16 protein-coding genes are annotated in these 18,436 nt (G+C 46.7%); 14 read left to right on the forward strand and 2 right to left on the reverse strand.

What is annotated here, in order from left to right:
• The 11 genes from BW09_RS03585 to BW09_RS03635 all read left to right on the forward strand — a co-directional run bounded on the left by BW09_RS03585 (position 1) and on the right by BW09_RS03635 (position 11,986).
• On the forward strand, positions 1-1,137 hold the full coding sequence (locus BW09_RS03585) for an acyltransferase (RefSeq protein WP_140462619.1): 1,137 nt from the start codon (positions 1-3) through the stop codon (positions 1,135-1,137).
• 2 nt (positions 1,138-1,139) lie between these two features.
• Positions 1,140-2,330 (forward strand): glycosyltransferase family 4 protein, encoded by a 1,191-nt coding sequence (locus BW09_RS03590; protein WP_140462620.1) that lies wholly within the window; start codon positions 1,140-1,142, stop codon positions 2,328-2,330.
• Between the two features lie 42 nt (positions 2,331-2,372).
• Positions 2,373-3,506 carry a polysaccharide pyruvyl transferase family protein gene (locus BW09_RS03595; protein ID WP_140462621.1) on the forward strand — a complete coding sequence of 378 codons (1,134 nt, stop codon included), beginning with the start codon at positions 2,373-2,375 and terminating at the stop codon, positions 3,504-3,506.
• A gap of 31 nt (positions 3,507-3,537) precedes the next feature.
• The gene (locus BW09_RS03600) at positions 3,538-4,644 is read left to right on the forward strand and encodes an acyltransferase family protein (protein ID WP_140462622.1); all 1,107 of its coding nucleotides are present in this window, start codon (positions 3,538-3,540) and stop codon (positions 4,642-4,644) included.
• Complete coding sequence (locus tag BW09_RS03605) at positions 4,641-5,654, forward strand: nitroreductase family protein (protein ID WP_258184975.1); 1,014 nt, start codon at positions 4,641-4,643, stop codon at positions 5,652-5,654. The genes BW09_RS03600 and BW09_RS03605 overlap by 4 nt, the downstream gene beginning before the upstream one ends.
• Positions 5,651-6,730, forward strand: coding sequence for a glycosyltransferase family 2 protein (locus BW09_RS03610; protein ID WP_258184976.1), 1,080 nt, complete (start codon positions 5,651-5,653; stop codon positions 6,728-6,730). Before BW09_RS03605 ends, BW09_RS03610 begins: the two co-directional genes overlap by 4 nt.
• 6 nt (positions 6,731-6,736) lie before the next feature.
• The gene (locus BW09_RS03615) at positions 6,737-7,717 is read left to right on the forward strand and encodes a glycosyltransferase family 2 protein (protein WP_140462623.1); all 981 of its coding nucleotides are present in this window, start codon (positions 6,737-6,739) and stop codon (positions 7,715-7,717) included.
• Positions 7,718-7,747: 30 nt separating this feature from the next.
• Positions 7,748-8,896, forward strand: coding sequence for a glycosyltransferase (locus BW09_RS03620; protein WP_140462624.1), 1,149 nt, complete (start codon positions 7,748-7,750; stop codon positions 8,894-8,896).
• 1 nt (position 8,897) lies between these two features.
• On the forward strand, positions 8,898-9,917 hold the full coding sequence (locus BW09_RS03625) for a glycosyltransferase family 2 protein (protein ID WP_140462625.1): 1,020 nt from the start codon (positions 8,898-8,900) through the stop codon (positions 9,915-9,917).
• A 12-nt stretch (positions 9,918-9,929) separates the two neighbouring features.
• Positions 9,930-10,943: a glycosyltransferase family 2 protein gene (locus BW09_RS03630; RefSeq protein ID WP_140462626.1), complete on the forward strand. Its 1,014-nt coding sequence runs from the start codon at positions 9,930-9,932 to the stop codon at positions 10,941-10,943.
• Positions 10,944-11,017: 74 nt separating this feature from the next.
• Positions 11,018-11,986: a glycosyltransferase family 2 protein gene (locus tag BW09_RS03635; protein WP_140462627.1), complete on the forward strand. Its 969-nt coding sequence runs from the start codon at positions 11,018-11,020 to the stop codon at positions 11,984-11,986.
• Between the two features lie 303 nt (positions 11,987-12,289).
• Here the strand turns inward: BW09_RS03635 and BW09_RS03640 are convergent, their stop codons facing one another.
• Positions 12,290-13,087: a glycosyltransferase family 2 protein gene (locus tag BW09_RS03640; RefSeq protein ID WP_140462628.1), complete on the reverse strand. Its 798-nt coding sequence runs from the start codon at positions 13,085-13,087 to the stop codon at positions 12,290-12,292.
• 575 nt (positions 13,088-13,662) lie between these two features.
• Here BW09_RS03640 and BW09_RS03645 point away from each other — a divergent pair.
• The gene (locus BW09_RS03645; protein ID WP_181161733.1) at positions 13,663-15,171 is read left to right on the forward strand and encodes an oligosaccharide flippase family protein; all 1,509 of its coding nucleotides are present in this window, start codon (positions 13,663-13,665) and stop codon (positions 15,169-15,171) included.
• A gap of 3 nt (positions 15,172-15,174) precedes the next feature.
• Here the strand turns inward: BW09_RS03645 and BW09_RS03650 are convergent, their stop codons facing one another.
• Positions 15,175-16,272 carry a polysaccharide pyruvyl transferase family protein gene (locus tag BW09_RS03650; RefSeq protein ID WP_140462630.1) on the reverse strand — a complete coding sequence of 366 codons (1,098 nt, stop codon included), beginning with the start codon at positions 16,270-16,272 and terminating at the stop codon, positions 15,175-15,177.
• Positions 16,273-16,419: 147 nt separating this feature from the next.
• Between BW09_RS03650 and BW09_RS03655 the strand changes: the two genes are divergently transcribed.
• Together BW09_RS03655 and BW09_RS03660 are read left to right on the forward strand one after the other, a co-directional pair.
• Positions 16,420-17,472: an acyltransferase gene (locus BW09_RS03655; RefSeq protein WP_140462631.1), complete on the forward strand. Its 1,053-nt coding sequence runs from the start codon at positions 16,420-16,422 to the stop codon at positions 17,470-17,472.
• The gene (locus BW09_RS03660) at positions 17,469-18,350 is read left to right on the forward strand and encodes an SGNH/GDSL hydrolase family protein (protein ID WP_140462632.1); all 882 of its coding nucleotides are present in this window, start codon (positions 17,469-17,471) and stop codon (positions 18,348-18,350) included. Before BW09_RS03655 ends, BW09_RS03660 begins: the two co-directional genes overlap by 4 nt.
• The last annotated feature ends 86 nt before the right edge of the window (positions 18,351-18,436 follow it).

Below are 18,436 nucleotides of genomic sequence, written 5' to 3' on the forward strand. Positions count from 1 at the left end.
ATGTCTACTCAGATGGCTTCGAAGGCAGACATCGGAACACAGGCAATACGCAACTCCAGCATAGAATTACTGCGCATTTTAGCGATGCTCATGATTGTGACGAGCCATTGCGTGATGTTCTCAGATGTACATGTGCTGACACAGCCATTAGGCATCAACAAGATTCTGGTAGAGACGTTTCTGTATTCAGGCGGCAAAATTGGTGTAGTGGCCTTTTTTGCTATTTCTGCATGGTTCCTTACGGAAAAAGGAGGAATCCGTGCGGGATTACGCCGTGCATGGTTGCTCGAACAGGAAATGCTGTTTTGGAGCTTAGCGCTGTTCGTGGTTACCGCGCTCACTAATCGTGCCCAGCTGAGTTTGACGCTTATTGTCCAATCACTGTTCCCCACGATAACTGCACTGTGGTGGTACCCCACGGCATATGCGGTGTTTCTCCTTGTTTTTCCATTCCTAATGCAGGGAATGCGAGCTCTCGATAAGGGTGCGCATGGCGCATTGTGCATCGTCATGATTGTGCTTTGGACCGTGCTTGATTTAGTGATGCCATTATCTGGTGTGGGACTTCCCGGTGGTGACGTATTCAGCTTTGTATATATCTACACGCTGATTGCATACTATCGATGGTATATGCAGTCCTTGAGCGCAAAACAGGCATGGGGTTTGCTCATTGGTGGTTATGCGCTCATTGCAATTGGCGCAGTCGCTGGCAGCTTGGTCTATCAGATCACGGGCAAGGTGGAAAAGCTGCAAGTTTATTTGAGCTCGGTAGAATTCCGTTTGCCGGTACTTATGGTGGGATTTGCACTATTTGTATTGTTTGCAATGCGGAGTTTTCACAGCGCAATAATTAACGCAATTGCAGCCTCGACATTTGGAGTGTACCTGATATCCGAATATCCAGTGATGCGTCAATGGATTTGGCATAATCCATGGGTGGATTTTCCGGCGATCATGCACTCGCCATTCGCGTTTATCCAGATTATCGGTGTAGCTTGTTTGGCATTCGTTGGCTGCTCGATATTAGATCAATTACGTATACAGCTCTTCAAAGTTACCGTGAATCGTCACCGTGGCCGATGGTTTGATGCGCTATTGCAATTTGTGAATACGTGGATTGTTCGAAAGGAATCTTAAGAATGTCGTTATTACGCGTATGCGTCGTCAGTCCGGGAGAATTACCCGTGCCTGCGACTCGAGGTGGTGCTATCGAAACACTCATTATGTCATTGGTGACATGCAACGAAAAGAAGCATCAACTCGATTTAACCGTCACATCAGTAGCCGATTCTGAAGCACAACAGCAGGCTGCTCGTTACCGGAATACTCGATTTCTGTTTATTAAGCAGTCTGCAAGAATTCCTGACACCATTTATCATTACTGGCAAGCCGTTTGGAAACGTGTCTTCCCGAAATCGCATATTATGTCTTCCTTGTATTATCGCAAGGTACTCAAGGCCATACGTGGCAACCACTATGATGCGGTTATCTTTGAGGGTGGGGAAAGCTATGGCTTTGCTGCTTATAATCGTGTATTCCACGGTAAATTGTGGTACCACGTGCATGCCACTCCGGTGAGACGAACCCCCAGTGCTACGTTCAATGATGTTTTGGCCATCAGTGAATATGTAGCGCAACAATGGTCGAAGTGGTGCACTGATCATAATCAGCATCTTCATGTCTTGCATAATGGTATAAATACTGCAGCTTTCAAGCAAACACTCACCATTGGTGAGAGAGCGCAATTACGCGCACAGTATGGTTTTAGCGATAATGACTTTGTAGTGATGTATTGTGGCCGCCTGTTTTCCGGCAAGGGTGTAAAGGAGCTTGTCGAAGCAGTAGTTTCAATAAAAGATCCGAATATCAAACTTTTGGTTGTTGGCTATGCACATGATACCGACGCGAAACGGTATGAGCAGGAAATCAAGGATATTGCTCAGTCCGCTGGAGATCGAATCTGTTTTACCGGGTATGTTCCCAATGCTGATGTATGGCGTTACTATAATGCGTCGGATGTTCAAGTTATCCCCTCTTTATGGGAAGAAGGAGCCGGCAATATTTGCATTGAAGGTATGGCGGCGGGATTGCCTATTATCGCAACACGATCGGGTGGTATGCCAGAGTATTTGGCACCGGAGTGTTCGATATTGGTCGATAAGGGACCACAGTTAGTACATGATTTGGCCGTTGCTATCACTGTGTTACAGAAGGATCCTCAGCGTTGCGAGGCGATGTCTGCATTTGCTCGAAAGCATGCCGAACTTTTTTCCGAGGATGCCTACTATACGGCCTATGTTCGTTTGCTCAACACATTTATTCAACATTAAGTCTGTATCATAAAAGCAATTTGGAAGAGATGGAGATTACGTATGACATCAGTTGGTTTAATCACCTACCATGCCGCTCATAATAATGGATCATTTTTGCAGGCATATGCCACACAAAAAAAGATTCGTCAGCTGGGTGTACAGTGCGATGTCATTGACTTTTCCACACCTCTTCAGCAGTATATCTATGCGGTATATAAGCCGATTCGCGGTCCTAAGGATATCGTCAAGAATGCTTATGCTTTGCTGCACCATCGATTGATTCAGCAGCGACATGATGATTTTGAACATCTTATTCATAGTGCGTTGTCGCTGACTCCCCATTCGTATAGCGATCCTTCCCAGATGCGTGGTCTGGAACATGAATACGACATTTTCGTAAGCGGTAGTGACCAGATTTGGAACATGGATGCATGGGATTACAGTGACGCTTATTTCCTGAACTTCGTGCACAACAAGCCTAAGGTCTCATATGCATCCAGCATGGGTGGCCATATTCTCGATAAGCGCGGCGATAAACAGCTCGCGGTAAAATATCGAGCATTATTGGCTGACTATCGTGCGATTTCCGTGCGAGAACGTTCAGCTCAAGATTATTTGAATGATGTTATCGATCAGCCGGTAACTCAGGTGATTGATCCCACGTTGTTGTTGAAGCAGCATGATTATGACGACATCACTGCTCCACGTTTGGTGAATGAGCCATATATCTTCTACTACGCCATTGATTCCATCGAACGCAATGACAGTGCAGCTCGCGCTGTGCAGGAATATGCAGCGAGCAAGGGTTTGCCAGTATATGTGATGTTCACTGGAAACAAGTCATTTGGCCTGAAGAAGTATGGCTTCCACTTGCTGGAAGCTGCCGCTCCCAATCACTATCTGAGCTTGATTAAGCATGCTGATCATGTGCTGACCGCATCGTTCCATGGCACCGCATTCTCGATTCTCTTTGAGAAGCAGTTCCATGTGGTACGTGGCATGCATAACGGCAAGGTCAATATGGATGACCGTATGAGCTCGCTATTGCATGTATGCGGTTTGGAATCACAACAACTCATCCAAGGACACCCGTGGCAAAATGACGTCATTGACTATGACGCGGTGAAACCACGACTCCAGCGGGAAGTTGACCGTTCAACGGTATACCTCCAGCAAGCGTTGCAAATTCGCTGATTGCCGGCATAACAGGAAACGAGTCAGGATAATGGGTGAGAGAGGGACGCATCGTCGCATTGCATGGGTGGACTATGCCAAGGGCATCGCTATTATCGGCGTGTTCATGATGCATAGTGCATATCCAGTGGCGTTGACTTCTGTAATTGCCTCTTTTGATATGATGCTGTTCTTCTTCCTGTCTGGATTTGTGTTTTCAATCCGCAAATATCCGACATTTCGGTTATTCTTGTGGCATCGAATACGTACGCTAGTAATTCCTGGCTTGGTGCTCGCCGCCATAGGCGATTGCATCACGATTATTGTGGACGTGGCTTCAGGCGGTTCGGTGGGGAATATTCTAATTCATATCGCCGGATATGCGATTAATCTTCGAGGGCGAGCTGGCCTTGGCCAAATTCCATGGTTCCTTACGTGTGTATTCCTTATGGAGATCATGGCATACGTGCTGATTCAATTGACCAAACGCAGCAGCCATCGTCTTTGTGATTACGCGGTAACTGCAATTGTCTTCTTTATCGTTGGCTATGCATATAGCGTTTGGATTCATATTGTGTTGCCATGGGCTGGCGATGTGGCACTGGCGTTGTTTGCGTTCTATATTGTCGGAATGATGTTGAGACAGGCCGGAGAACCTGTACAGAATGTACTCATGCAGCCGGTAATGATGCTTCCTATGGCAATTGCTTTTGGTGTGTCTGTGTTCTATGAGGACCACATCATTGGTATTGCCATCAATCCCTATTTAAATGTGTACGGCAACGTGGTCTGTTATGCAGTGGCATCGATCAGTGGTATATATCTTGTTCTTGCATTCTGCCATTGGTTGGAGAGCCGCCATTCAATCATTGCCTCCAAAGTGGGCAATATGCTTCAATATTGGGGCGAAAACACGTTGGTGTATTACTGTGTGAACGCTGCTATCTACACGAGTTTTATCCCTACAGTATTGGGCGTTCTTGGCTTAGATGTGCACTCTTCGGATATGCGAATGCAGGTGGCGTGCGGCATGCTGGCGGTACTGATTAATCTTGTGATATGTCCGCTTGTTGCAGAGCTGATTAATCGGTATTGCCCGCTTTTGCTTGGCCGGCCTCGAAAGCGAATGCTGACGATAAGTGGTAAGGAGAATGGATGATGAAGAATCTTGTAAAACAGCTACTGCCCGAGCGGGTAATTGCCTGGATTCGTGGTTGTGAATCTGATTTGAAGCTGCGCCGGGAAACCATTCGCCAGATGAAAAGGTTCCGGCGCAACTATGCCAGGCGTGGCTCTACGCGTAAAGAGCATCTGCGCACTCGTATTATCTTCTTCACGCATCAGATTGAGAAGGGGCTGAGTCATCGCGACTTCCGTCTCGGCTTCGGCAAGACTGTGCTTGCTCAAATGGCACCTCTTTTGGAACTACTACGCAGTACGGAAGACGCTCGACAGGATGAGGTGTATGTAACCGCTCTCTCCACGTTGCATGAGTACCGACGCCGCCATGAGACCGCTGGATTTGACCTTGAATATGCGAAGACCTTGTTCTCTGCCGAATTATGGAATGAAATCGGCACTACTGATTCGGATTTCGGCGGTGTGCTCACTATTAATGTATCGGACAAGACCGATAATGCTTCCGTTCCGTTTGCCGTGCTTTCTGAGAAACGACATTCACTGCGTGAATTCAGTGATGAACCTGTTTCCGTAGATGAGATTATGAAAGCTGTGAATATCGCGATGCGCACGCCGTCTGTGTGCAATCGCCAACCTACTCGTGTGCATATCATCACTAACCCTGAACTCATCAAGCGAGCCATGCCATTGCAGGGCGGATTTCGCGGATACAAGATGCCGCCGGCATTAATCCTGCTCACTGCGGATATCCAAGCAATGATGAACCAGGATGAGCGCAACGAAGGTTACACGGATGGTGGTCTATTTGGTATGTCTCTCCTGCTGGCCTTGGAAGAACAGCAGCTTGCCGCATGCCCGCTGAACACCATGCTTCCGCAAAAGCGTGATGACGCCACCAGGCAGCTACTTGACATTCCGGACAATGAGCTGTTAGTGATGTATATCGCAGTTGGTCATTTTCTGCCTGAATCGAAAACATGCAAGTCGAAGCGATTCCCTGCTAAGGAGATTGTGACGGTGCACGCATGAGCATGAGCAGTGGAATTAACGCGAGGAGCAAGGCCAATCGGGATGAGCCGCTGGTCAGCGTTATCGTGCCGGTATACAACGTGGAACGTTACCTTGACCGTTGCGTCACCAGCATTGTAAATCAGACCTATCGTAAACTGGAGATCATTCTGGTGGATGACGGATCCCCGGATCGCTGCCCTGAAATGTGCGATGAATGGGCGAGAAAAGATGAGCGCATTCGCGTGATTCACAAGAAGAACGGCGGTCTTTCATCGGCGAGAAACGCGGCACTGCCTGTGATGAAGGGGATGTACCTGTCTTTTGTGGATTCCGATGACTTCGTTGACCTTAATTACATCGAATCCGCAGTACGGGTTGCGCTTCGAGATAATGCGCAGATCGTGTTCCTTTCAACGGTCAATGATGTGGTGAAGGAAAACGGCGATGTCAAGTCGGCGTCCGTTCAGGGGACTCTCGAATTCACTGCGCAATCGCGCGATGAATTCATCGGTCGTTTTCTGGATCTCAGTGATGGACAATATGTGTGCCCTGTATGGAACAAGCTGTTCCTTGCTGAATTCGCTCTGCAAGATGCGCATCGTTTTGATGAAAGCGTGAGAGTGGGGGAGGACTCGCTGTTTAATTTCCCGCTCTATGCCCGTGCCGAGCGTGTTTCCGCAACTCATTCGGCGAAATATCACTACTGTATTCGTGAGCAGAGCGGAAGTTTGATGAGTGTGTACAATCCTCGGATGCTTCGGGATCGTACATATATTCATCAAACGTTGTTGCCGATTATTCAACAATGGAATCCAGCGTATGTAAATGATCACAATAATCGTCTTATATCGAACGTGTGGATTCTTTTGTCGTTGCTGTATGCAGATCACACTTCGGATGTGCGCATAAGGAGAAGACAATTGACGAAAGCCATTCTGATGGATCCGGTTGTCCGAACTTGCGCGGCTTCGGTACGGCTGATGGGGAATCAGAGGCGATTGGTCGTCGTTTTGGTACGTTCGAAAAGCGTGGTGTTGACTGGAATGGTGATGGGAGCGATTTCCAAACTAAAAGCTCTGCGAGGACGGAGGTAGACGAGTATGAAGGCGGATACAGATTCGTTGATCAGCGTTATCGTTCCGGTGTATAAGGTCGAGCAATATCTGGACCAGTGCGTGACGAGTATAGTTCATCAGACGTATGCCAACTTGGAGATTATTCTCATTGATGACGGTTCTCCTGACCATTGCCCACAATTGTGTGATGAGTGGGTTCAGCGTGATAACCGTATCCGTGTCATTCACAAGGAGAATGGAGGGCTTTCCTCTGCACGCAATGCAGGGCTCGACGTGGCACGTGGCCAGCGTATCGCCTTTGTGGATAGTGATGATTGGATTGATCCGGACATGCTGCTCGTCATGAATCGATGGATGAATCAGCGGCCGGATGTTGATGTGGTGATGTGCGGCACGCTACGTAGCTTTGAAGATGGAACCGAAAGTCCTGTCGAGACAGCGCGGGAGGAGCGTCTGTTCACAAGTGAGCAGGCTGTGCATTCGTTCCTGTATCACCGTGATCGCATGGTCAGCGCCATGTGGAACAAGCTGTTCAAAGCGGAGCTCTTTCATCAGGAAAACGGGCTGCGGTTTCCGAACGGTCTGAATTCCGAGGATTATTATATGTTGGCGCATATATATCGCCTTATGAACGGTATTTATGTGAATTCAAGGCCGTTATATCATTATCGAATTCGCGAGAATTCCATTTCCACGGCCAATGTCAATAAGCATACTTTTGATAAAGCGATCATTGCGGATAAATGTTGTCGCTATTTGCGGAAACACCGCTGTGGAAACGATTCCGGTTATGCATATTTCCGTATGCAGGGCCGTTATGACATTGTCTATGATCTGGTGGCGCATAAGGCCAGTAATCAGCTTATTGCACACTGGAAGCACGAACTTCGTAATACTGCAGGACCAGTGTATAAGGACACATCGGTTTCTATTGAACGAAAAATAAAGCTGGCGGCAATGTGCATTTGTCCGAAGCTGTATTACCGAGTAACGAACCATAGTTGATTTTTGCCGCATGGGAGGTAGATAGGAACGATGACGGATCCAGTCCGAATACTGCAGTGGGGAATGGGCGGTAATATTGGCGGTGTTGAATGCATGGTAATGAACATCTACCGCAATATTGACCGAAGCAAGGTGCAATTTGACTTCCTGTGCGATCATAATACCGACAAACTTGCCTTTGAGGACGAGATACTCGCAATGGGAGGGCGCATTTATCGAGTGATGGTTCCGCAACGTGAATCTATGACGAAATCACGTACTGCGCTGACATCATTCTTCCGTGATCATACGGAAATCCAAGGTATGCATGTAAACGCCAATTTTCCCTATGCGCTGCCGCTTAAATACGCGGCAGAATCAGGGGTGCAGTTACGCATCCTGCATTCGCACAATGCAGGAACCGCAGCAAACCATGAGCATGACAACGTGTTGCGCAAGTTGGTGTGGCGGCTGTGCCAGCATCAAACGCAGCGGCAGATCGACCGATACCCCAATGTGTATTGCGCTTGTTCCAAGGCCGCTGCGGAGTACATGTTTCCGGGCAAACCGTATACATGGGTGCGCAACGGCATCGACACCAAGCATTTCGCTTATGACAAAGCAGCGCGCGATGCCACTCGCGCTGCATTGGACATTGCACCAAGCACGTCGGTGATCGGGTTCTGCGGCCGATTCAGGGAGCAGAAGAATCCGCTGTTCCTGATTGATGTCTTTGCTGAATACCACAGGATGGTCTCTGATTCTTTGTTGCTGCTAGTCGGCATTGGAGAGCTGCGAGACCGTATGGACGAACGTATCGCTCAGCTCGGCATTCGGGATGCAGTCCGGTTCGTCGGTTCGCAGCCTGATGCCGCTCCCTATTATCAGGCTATGGACGCTTTCCTGCTGCCGTCGCTCTATGAGGGTCTGGGCATCGTCTACGTGGAGGCGCAATGCGCCGGTCTGCCGTGTTTGGGTTCGGCGGGGGCCGTTCCACCTGAGGCTAAGGTGACCAACCTGATGCGATACTTTCCGTTGACGGAGTCCGCCGAACAGTGGGCGCATGAGTTGCGGGCAGCTATCGAATCATCCGGTGAACGGCGCGACCACGCCGATGAGGTGCGGGTGGCCGGTTATGACATTCGCGATGTGGCTGCGCAGCTGCAGGAGCTGTACCTGGGCAAAGCAGGGAGAAAGTGATATGGGGACTGTTTTGACTCAATCCGCGGCTCAGCCTTTGGTGAGCGTCATCGTTCCGGTGTATAAGGCGGAACGGTTCCTTGACGAATGCGTACGAAGCATCATCGCCCAGACGTATCAGCAATTGGAAGTGATTCTGGTTGATGACGCATCCCCTGATCAATGTCCTGAGATGTGCGATGTCTGGGCGGAGCGAGACAGCCGTATCACTGTGCTGCATCTTGCTCAGGGGGGCGGTGCCTCCGGCGCTCGCAATGTTGGTCTGGACTCCTGCACTGGAGACTACGTCATGTTTGTAGATAGCGATGATGTGTTGGATGCCGAAGCAATCCAATACAGTGTTGAACAGGCGGTAGGCGGCGGTTATGGACTGGTGGTCTTCGGCAAGCGATTCATTGACGAGTACGGTAAGACGATTCGCACTAGCGTGGTGCCTCGCGATATGGTGGCATCTGCCGAACAGCCGGACTATTACACTGTGTTGTCTTACCTGCTCCGAGTCGATTACTTGAACCCGCCGTGGGGCAAGCTATTCGCGCGCCAGCTGGTGGAGCATACGCGTTTCGATGCTGCGATGTGCTATGAGGAAGACCTTGAATTTGTACTCTCTGCCTTGGCGTCGGAATCCAAGCCCAGTGTATTTGCCTCAGCTAAAGCACTGTACGAATATCGGCATATGGATAGCGGCCTGGCCACAGTGTTCAAACGAGAGAAATCCTTGAACGTGGTTCAGGCGAACCGTACAAAGCTGCAGTTCTTTGCCGGCCATATGCAAGACCACGATGTGGCCAGCAACGTATCCTTTCACATGGCAAATGACATTGGCTGGGTCATTCCCATGATTAAACAAGGTACGGGTATTACCACATCGCAAAAGGCCCAGTATGTTATGGAAATGACCGGTGACAAGGAATTGCGTCCATACGTGTTCAAAGCACTCGGTCATTCATGGATGACGCGCTCGCAGAAAATACTCATCGCATTGAATTGGCGATGGCTGTGGCGTATTGCGCTGGCGTGATGGAGAGTGGGGATGAGTAATCCAAGAGTGAGCGTGATCATTCCAGCATATAACGCGGAACGTTCGTTGAAGCGTTGTATAGAGAGCATCACCAATCAGACATACTGCGACATTGAGCTCATCATCGTGGATGATGGATCCACCGATTCGACTCCGTCTATTGCCGATGAGTTGGCGGTCGAAGATAGCCGCATCCGAGTCATTCACCAAACCAATGGTGGTGTCTCCAAGGCACGCAATATTGGACTTGATGCCGCTAATGGCATATACGTGATGTTTATGGACAGTGATGATTGGCTGGACACAAACGCAATCGAACTCATGGTAGATAAGTCGCATCAGCATAATGCAGAAATGTGCATTGCCGGCTATCGGAGTCATTTTGAAGATGCTGAACCTGGGAGAAAGGCCTCAGCACATCAAGTTGCTGATGAAAAGATTGTGCACGTAGGCAATACAACTGATGCAGCGGAACTGAATGCGATCTGTGACCTAGAAGAGTCTTTGTACTTATTCCAATGCTGGGGGAAGCTCTATCAGCGCCAGTGGGTCGGGAATCTTCGCTTTAACGAACAGGTGGCTTACGGTGAAGACACGGTATTTGTATTCGATGCATTGCGCCATGGTCCGTCCACAGTGGTGGCATTGCCGAGTGCACTATACGAATACAGCGAAACGCAGGGTGGACTTGCGTCAGGTTTCAAGTTAAATAAGCCTCAGGATATTCAATGGCAGCATGAGCAGCGCCTGTCTTTCTATCAGTTCGGAGATTTAACTGCCGAGCATCAGTTGGGATTATGCCGCAGACTGGCTAATGACGTGCTCTGGGCTTTGGATGCAGCTCGGCGTGCCCCTTCATCGGTTGGGATCCCTCAACGGTTGAGATATATACATTTACTGGCAGATTCCCCATACAGGTCCTATTACCTACGTGGTTTGCGCAGCGCTGCAGCAAGCCGGATTGTAAAGATTTGTTACCTGCTGAACAGTGATATTCTGTGGCGTTGGTTTCTGGGTAAAGAGTGAAGTAGATATACGAAAAACGGACCTGATGACGGTGATATATTGGTGCAGGACAAGCAAGAGGGGGAGTGTAAACAATGGCAGATATGAGCCACGTGAGCATCATTGTGCCTGTCTATAAGGTGGAATCTAGGCTCGACCGCTGTGTGAGGAGCCTGGTGGCTCAGACATATCGCAATATCGAGATCATATTGGTAGATGATGGCTCGCCGGATTGCTGCCCGCAGATATGCGACGAATGGAGTCGCCGGGATTCACGTATTCAAGTGATACATCAGGCAAATGGCGGATTATCTGCGGCGCGTAATGCTGGGCTGGATGTGGCTCATGGTCAGTACATCGCATTCGTGGATAGCGATGACTGGGTAGAGCCTGACTACATTGAGAGTCTTCTTGAGGCTTTGTCTCGTACGAATTCTGATGTAGCGATTTGCTCTATCGCACATGAGGATAATGCCGGGAATCCTCTTCCAGACGACAAACCTATTGCCGACTCAGAAGAAATTCATTCCCCCTATGACTGCCTCCGCAATCGTCTTATCGGATATGCCGGAGTTGTAGCCTGGAATAAATTGTATGCAGCTCGCATATGGAGCACATTGCGTTATCCGGTCGGAGCGACACATGAGGATGAGTTTGTAATTCATCACGTTGCGGAGCAATGTACTCGAACAGTGTGGCTACCTCAGCAGCTGTATCACTACATTGATAATGTATCAAGCATTATGGGCGCGCAGTACAACATTAAGCGACTGGACCGCTTAGATGCATGGATTGATCGTGTAATTACACTGAACGACAAAGCTGATTGCGCGGATATCATCGATGCATTGTTCGATAGTGTAATTGTTGACTTGTTCTATAGCGAGTCCCTGGGGTGGAACAACACTGAAGTGCATGCAAGATTACGAAAAGTGTTTGCCCATTTCAGGCAGATACCTGTAACGGTTACGCGTATGATGTCAAAGAAGCATGCATTGTATTACTGGGGGCTTCGTATTTGCCCATTTCTGTTTTGGAGACTGAAGATGCTGCTGAAGGGCTGAGTCGTGGCGTTACGTAGCATGTCGTAGATATATGATCGCATACCGGTGGTCCGTAATATGTGATTGGCCACCGTTACGAAGAGATTACAAATATATCGTGTACGTCGACAACGAAGTCACCGTCTTAAATCAATGGTGTAAGAATGAATCTTGCCAGATTCTTGGGGTCGATTTCTCGAATCCCCAGTGTCTTGGCCATCGATCGAGATTGCCTGAGCAATTGTGAGCGTAACTGTCGATATTGCTTTGATGGAATAGATGACTTCAACCGTTTTAAGGTTTTCATCGCGTTGAATGTCATGGCTATGCCGAATTTGCAGACATCATTTGGAGTTGAGGCACGTTCGTCGAAATGAACTCCGCCATCTCATCCAGATTGCTGATATTGCATATGATGCTGTTTGCATTTCTCGAATTGCTTACGGCGGAAGTAGGGCGTTCCCGATAATAGTACAGTATTTCAGGCAATACATCGATAGTATCTGCTTTGCAGAAGACTTTATAAACGGTTACCGGATCTTCCATCACTGCCCGTCCGACAGGGAAGCGAATATTGTATCGCATGTACAATTGTCTCTCCGCAAGGAAGAAAAATGGCATGCTGAACAATTTGCCCTGCAATATGAGTCGTGCGGCTTCGATGCCGGATATGCTCCGTGTTCCCCCCGCAATAACCGGGAACATGTTTGATGGGGCAGCTGTTATGGGAGTCCCATCCTCGGTAGTTCGTATATGCTTGTACATCACGATTTGATGACCGGTGCTGTTGATTGTCTTCATACACTGCTCGACAAGATTCTCCGACATTCTGTCATCGCTATCTATGAAAACGATAAATTGACCTGTACTCGTCTCGATGCCCACGTTGCGCGCAGCGCTGACGCCTTGATTGTTCTGATGTAACGTAATAATACGCGAATCTCGCCTCGACCAAGAATCACATATGTCGCTGCTGCCGTCGATTGATCCATCATCGATTAGTATTATTTCTATATTGGTGTAGGTTTGATTTGCCAGATAATGCATGCATTCGTTGAGATATGGCTTGACATTATATACGGGAACAATTATCGATACAAGTGGTTTTCTACTATCTGTCATTATTCGTGTTTCTTGTCTGTGCGAAACATTCTGGACGTTATTTGTATTGTGACATTGACTAATGCATTTATTAAATATGGATTATTGTTGCCGGTGTTTTGTTTCTTCTGGCAAAGGGAAGTATATTCAGCGGCATGTGGTCAGGCTCCATATATGATGAAGATCGATTTTGCTGATTTCAACAGACGGAGCTCCATCATCGCGTACCGCTGTTCTCAGTAGGGACGGCCTGAACCTTGTCGAAGCAGAAAAAGCGAGTACGCATTTAAGCGAATCCAGAACGGGATAGAGCACCCGCGATGGAGAGGCGGATTCCTTTCCTTCGCTTTGATGATTTAAATGCCTGATACTGTGTCTAGGCTGTCTGTTGTGGCTCAGCATCTCTTGTTCAATCCCCCTCTGCCATTGGGGTTCAATATATATAGACGACACGATTGACAGGCCAAGCTATATAGTGGACGAGCAATAGCGATCAATATCGATGGTTTACCGGTTTTGATTCGAGATGTTTAGGTTGCGATTGAATGATGGGATTGGGGAGAACCGTGGGAGAACGTAAACGCTTGGCGGTTAACATGGCTGCGAACGTGTTGGCCTTCGGAGTGCAGTTTGGCGTGAGCTTTGTGTTGACGCCGTATATCATCCGTACGTTGGGGTCTGAGGCGTATGGCTTCGTGCCGTTGGCGAACAATTTCATCGGATACACGAACATTGTAACGGTAGCCTTGAATTCGATGGCATCGCGTTTCATCTCGATTGAGGTGAATCGCGGCGATTTGAAGAAAGCGAACACATATTTCAACTCGGTTTTAGTGGCGAATACCATTCTTGCGTTGGTGCTGCTGGTGCCTGTAGTCTTGCTGATCCTGTTTGCCGATGATCTGCTGAATATTCCTGCGGGATTGGTGGGTGATGTTCAGCTGACGTTCATGTTCTCGTTTATCGGTTTGCTGGTTGGCTTGGTGTTATCGGTGTTTGGATGCGTGTTCTTTGTTCGCAATCGTCTTGATCTGAGCGCACGCCGTGGCATCGAGGGCAATGTTATTCGTGCGGCGGTATTGATTGGACTGTTTACATTGTTGCAACCGAAGATCTACTTCGTGACTGCCACGATGTTGATCGTGAATATCTGGATATGGGCGACGAACGTGTATTACACACGCAAATTGCTGCCGGAGTTGAGAATTGAACGTGGAAGGTTTAGTTGGACCGCGGTAAAGGAATTGCTGAGTTCCGGTGTATGGAATTCTGTGAATGAGTTGAGCATAGTGCTCCTGACCACACTGGATCTTCTGTTGATGAATGTGTTTGTGGGAGCGCAGGCTGCTGGCGAATACTCATTGGTGAAGACTCTGCCTACGTTCATTCAGCAGATTGTAGCCGTGCTTGTGGGTGTGTTCATTCCCCAGTTCACCATTTACTATGCAAAGAAACAGTATGACAAGCTGATGGATAGCATCATGTTCTCGGTCAAGGTGATGGGTGCGTTACTGACCATACCGATTGGTTACCTGATCATTTTCGGTGCTGATTTCTACCGGATATGGGTGCCTGGTCAGGATGCTGGTCTGCTGCAAGGCCTGTCGGTGCTCACGCTCATACCCATGGTGGTGACGGGCAGCATCAACACTATCTTCAACGTGTACACGGTGACGAACAAGCTCAAGGTTCCGGCTTTGGTATGGGTTGTGCTTGGCGTGGTCAACGTGCTGATGGTCATCGCATTGCTCAAGTTCACGTCACTGGGCATCTGGACGATACCGGTCGTCAGCTTGGTCATGGGGTTGGCACGCAACCTCACCTTTACTCCCATATATGCGGCTTATTGCTTGGATGTGCAATGGTATACGTTCTACAAGTCGATTTTGCGTGGTTGTCTCTGTGTATCTTCTGTTCTAATCATCAGCACGCTGTATCGGATGGTATATGTGCCGACCGGTTGGCTCGGACTGATCATTGCTGCGGCTATTTGCGGATCGCTTGCTTTATGCGCGAATCTTTTCATTGCCTTTGACAAGACCGACCGAGCCGAGTTTGTTGCTTTGATACGTAACAAACTCGGGAAAAAGCTGGCGCGGCGGTGACAATCAGTCGATCAGTTCACGCAAGGGATTGAATGCGGGGGAGAGACCTTTTAACAACGCGGTCGCCTCTGCAGAAGAGACGGTTTGCTGGAGTACCTGAGGAATAAGGTTCACCGTCTCCTCTGCACTGTGGGCGAACGCGATGTAAGGAAAGTCTTTGAGCCACTGGTATTCGAATCCGACTTTACCGGTACTGTTGTTCATTGCGATGCAGGGTGTTCCAGTTACCGCACTGAAGATCATGCCGTGGAGACGATCGGTAATTATGAGTTTGGCCTTACGGAATTCATTGAATTTGTCTATAACCAGCTTCTCTCCGCGTTCTTTGGAAATAGGAGCAAACTTGTTATCAATAGTGGTATCCGTATAGGATACGGTCTCTCCTGTTGCCTGAGCTGCAGTCTCGAGGATGGTTTGTGCGGATATGCTTGTAGTCTTCTCCACATCATTGCGCATGCAAAGCAGAATGCCTGTGCGAGATGCTGGATCAGATTCAACCTGATCAGTGAGCGAAAGGACAATGTCTGGTGTGATGCAGACGTTGTTCTTGACATAGTAAGCATTCATTCGTTCGAGTGAGACTTCCTCTCGAGCGAATAAGTTCAGATTTTTTTTGCACTTACCATATATTGTTTGCGTATGACGCAGGTATTGCTGTGATTTAGGAGTGTCCTCATAACTGATTGTTTGCGGGAACAATACGATTTTGTTGTGAGGGACAAGTGAAAGGATATCGCAACGGTACCGTTCCTCATTCTGATACAGTGTGCCCATATTGCCTCCACCGTGGAGATAAATGGTATCTTCGGGCGTTACGTATTTCTGAACGCAACGCAGCACTTTGGCCATGTCGCCGGAGAATTCAAGTAATGGTCTAGCGCTTTCAGACAGTAGCATTCTACGCTCGGCAAACGCTATAGCGTGATCGCCGATATTGCAATGCTCAGGAACACAGAAGAGGAGACTGCGCGGAGCCTTTGTACCAAGGAACTGAGGCGCATACTCCTTAAAGCCGCGCTCACAGAGTTCACGTTCACGAATCATGCGGTAGCGGCCATCGCCGATGAGGGATTGTGCGAAAAATGCTAGTGATGAGACCATATGAAAGACATATCCTTTGAACAGAGCTAACTCTTCGTGAATCGCGAGGTTACATGCTGATACAAGTCAACACTTATGATATGTACAGTATAGACCTCGAAATAGACTATGAACAATAGCATAGATAGATGATGGGAGTAAGGGATAATGAAGATACATGTATCAAAAGAAACACCTAACAAACTGAAGTCGTTATTGATTTTATTTGTTGTTTTATATCATAGTGTTGCTTTATATTTAGTTCCCGGCTTTCCTTTTCAGTCGAGGTATTCTATATCAAATTCTTTTTTTGAAAAAATATTTCAAATAATATATATGTGTGTACCAATTATGCCCATGTTCTTTGCTGTGTCGGGTTATAATTTCATTTATACGTTAAAAAAGAGTACAAATTATTTACTATTGATATCGAAAAAAATAAAAAGAATTGTTATTCCCACTTTATTTGTAAGTATATGTTGGATGTATCCACTGAAGTTTATTTCTCATGTTTCGGGATATAATAGTGGTTTGTCTCTTATTCTTTTAAAAAAGATGTTTATCACTGGAGAATTGTCGGGTCATTTGTGGTTTATGCCTGTTCTGTTTGCTCTATTTGTGATTATGGGCATAGGATATAGCATATTTGGCTTGTCTTATAAAGGTGATTTGTGTGTTTTTGTAGCTGTTGTAGGATTATTTCTCTGCTATAAGTTCTTCCCTGCAAGTTTCCTGTCGAAACTTTTTATTGAGAATTACTTATTCTTTGTGTTAGGATTGATGCTACATCGTTATCAAAAAGTTCTTTTTAGTAAAAAGAATTTGAATTATAAAATAATCTTTGTGATCATTTGTTTCGCTGTTCTTGTTCTACTTGCAGTTTTGGGACATGGTATAATAAGAAAATATTCGATTTCTTTAATTGCGACACCTATTATTCTGCTTGTCTTTTTGTTGATACCTATTAAATCTAGCAAGTACATCAATCTATTGGGCAACCATTGCATTCGTATATATTTGTTACATAGTCCGTTGGTCTATGTATCGGCTGCATATCTTACAAATATAAGACCAATTATTATGTTCCTAATTAATTTCTTTGTATTTGGTGGTCTTGCCTTATCTATAGGCATTTTATTCGATAAGATTGGTTTAAATTTCCTGCTTGGTGAGACAGATCAAAGAAACATAATTCAAAGATTGGCTAAGAAGGAGAAATGACTGTTAAAATGCGTTTTTTAAAAAAAATATCTTCCTTTTCGTTGGTGCTATTTACTTTTTTGTTTGCTATGTGTTCTCCATTTACAGCATTTGGTGCTGGAACAAATAGGGATGTCGATATTTTTATCGGTGATTCAACTACAGATGGATATGGATTACCTGGATATAAATATGACGATTATGATAAGGTGCAGCAGCTGAATACATGGGCTCATCAGTTTTGCGAGGCAGATAATGCTACTTGCGCTAATTATGCTCACGGTGGTTCTGGTTTTTTAACTAAGTATAATTTTACAGAGCAGTACAATCGTGCGATGTCAGAACAGAAATCTTCTAAAATCCGGAGAATCTTCTTTGTTGGCATTTCTAATGATTTATTAGCCGGCAATAGTATTAATGATATTGGCGCCTCTTTAACTTCCTTGTTTAAAAAAACTGTTAAAGACAATCCTGATGCTCAAATCATTTATATCCCTGAAATCATCCCTCCATCCCCTGCAAATCTTGAGCGTTTAAATGAATTTGGAGCCAGTCTTCCTCTATTAACTGTTGCTCTCAAGACAGTGCCAGGTGTTATTGTTCCGGATAACTGGCAAGACTGGTTAAAAGATACTACCGATACATGGCAGAGCGATAACCGGCATCCTAACGAGAAGGGGCACAAACTGGTGGCCGAAGCTGCAGAAGATTGGATTAATACTACAGATTTGCCTCTAAATCCGGATACGGAAACGCAGTCTAACAATGAGCAGGATTCGTCTAAGAATTCCATTCATGTGTATAATATATTATACTATATTATTTTTGTTTTCTTGTTAATTGTATTTTTTGTTATTGTTTTCTTTATTAGAGGCAGAAGAACACATCGTAGACACTAATTGTGTGAATATGTTACGATTTCTTGGTTGATTAGCGTGCAAATAGAATGTGTTTCAATCACAGAAATCTTGAGTTCTGTTCTTCT

The sequence above is a fragment of the Bifidobacterium sp. UTCIF-1 genome, from assembly GCF_006408915.1.
GTDB lineage: Bacteria > Actinomycetota > Actinomycetes > Actinomycetales > Bifidobacteriaceae > Bifidobacterium > Bifidobacterium reuteri.

What these genes read in the sequence shown, in the direction of transcription:
- BW09_RS03585 (WP_140462619.1), top strand. Translation starts at nt 1, where the DNA reads ATGTCTACTCAGATGGCTTCGAAGGCAGACATCGGAACACAGGCAATA.
- BW09_RS03590 (WP_140462620.1), top strand. Translation starts at nt 1,140, where the DNA reads ATGTCGTTATTACGCGTATGCGTCGTCAGTCCGGGAGAATTACCCGTG.
- BW09_RS03595 (WP_140462621.1), top strand. Translation starts at nt 2,373, where the DNA reads ATGACATCAGTTGGTTTAATCACCTACCATGCCGCTCATAATAATGGA.
- BW09_RS03600 (WP_140462622.1), top strand. Translation starts at nt 3,538, where the DNA reads ATGGGTGAGAGAGGGACGCATCGTCGCATTGCATGGGTGGACTATGCC.
- BW09_RS03605 (WP_258184975.1), top strand. Translation starts at nt 4,641, where the DNA reads ATGATGAAGAATCTTGTAAAACAGCTACTGCCCGAGCGGGTAATTGCC.
- BW09_RS03610 (WP_258184976.1), top strand. Translation starts at nt 5,651, where the DNA reads ATGAGCATGAGCAGTGGAATTAACGCGAGGAGCAAGGCCAATCGGGAT.
- BW09_RS03615 (WP_140462623.1), top strand. Translation starts at nt 6,737, where the DNA reads ATGAAGGCGGATACAGATTCGTTGATCAGCGTTATCGTTCCGGTGTAT.
- BW09_RS03620 (WP_140462624.1), top strand. Translation starts at nt 7,748, where the DNA reads ATGACGGATCCAGTCCGAATACTGCAGTGGGGAATGGGCGGTAATATT.
- BW09_RS03625 (WP_140462625.1), top strand. Translation starts at nt 8,898, where the DNA reads ATGGGGACTGTTTTGACTCAATCCGCGGCTCAGCCTTTGGTGAGCGTC.
- BW09_RS03630 (WP_140462626.1), top strand. Translation starts at nt 9,930, where the DNA reads ATGAGTAATCCAAGAGTGAGCGTGATCATTCCAGCATATAACGCGGAA.
- BW09_RS03635 (WP_140462627.1), top strand. Translation starts at nt 11,018, where the DNA reads ATGGCAGATATGAGCCACGTGAGCATCATTGTGCCTGTCTATAAGGTG.
- BW09_RS03640 (WP_140462628.1), bottom strand. Translation starts at nt 13,087, where the DNA reads ATGACAGATAGTAGAAAACCACTTGTATCGATAATTGTTCCCGTATAT.
- BW09_RS03645 (WP_181161733.1), top strand. Translation starts at nt 13,663, where the DNA reads ATGGCTGCGAACGTGTTGGCCTTCGGAGTGCAGTTTGGCGTGAGCTTT.
- BW09_RS03650 (WP_140462630.1), bottom strand. Translation starts at nt 16,272, where the DNA reads ATGGTCTCATCACTAGCATTTTTCGCACAATCCCTCATCGGCGATGGC.
- BW09_RS03655 (WP_140462631.1), top strand. Translation starts at nt 16,420, where the DNA reads ATGAAGATACATGTATCAAAAGAAACACCTAACAAACTGAAGTCGTTA.
- BW09_RS03660 (WP_140462632.1), top strand. Translation starts at nt 17,469, where the DNA reads ATGACTGTTAAAATGCGTTTTTTAAAAAAAATATCTTCCTTTTCGTTG.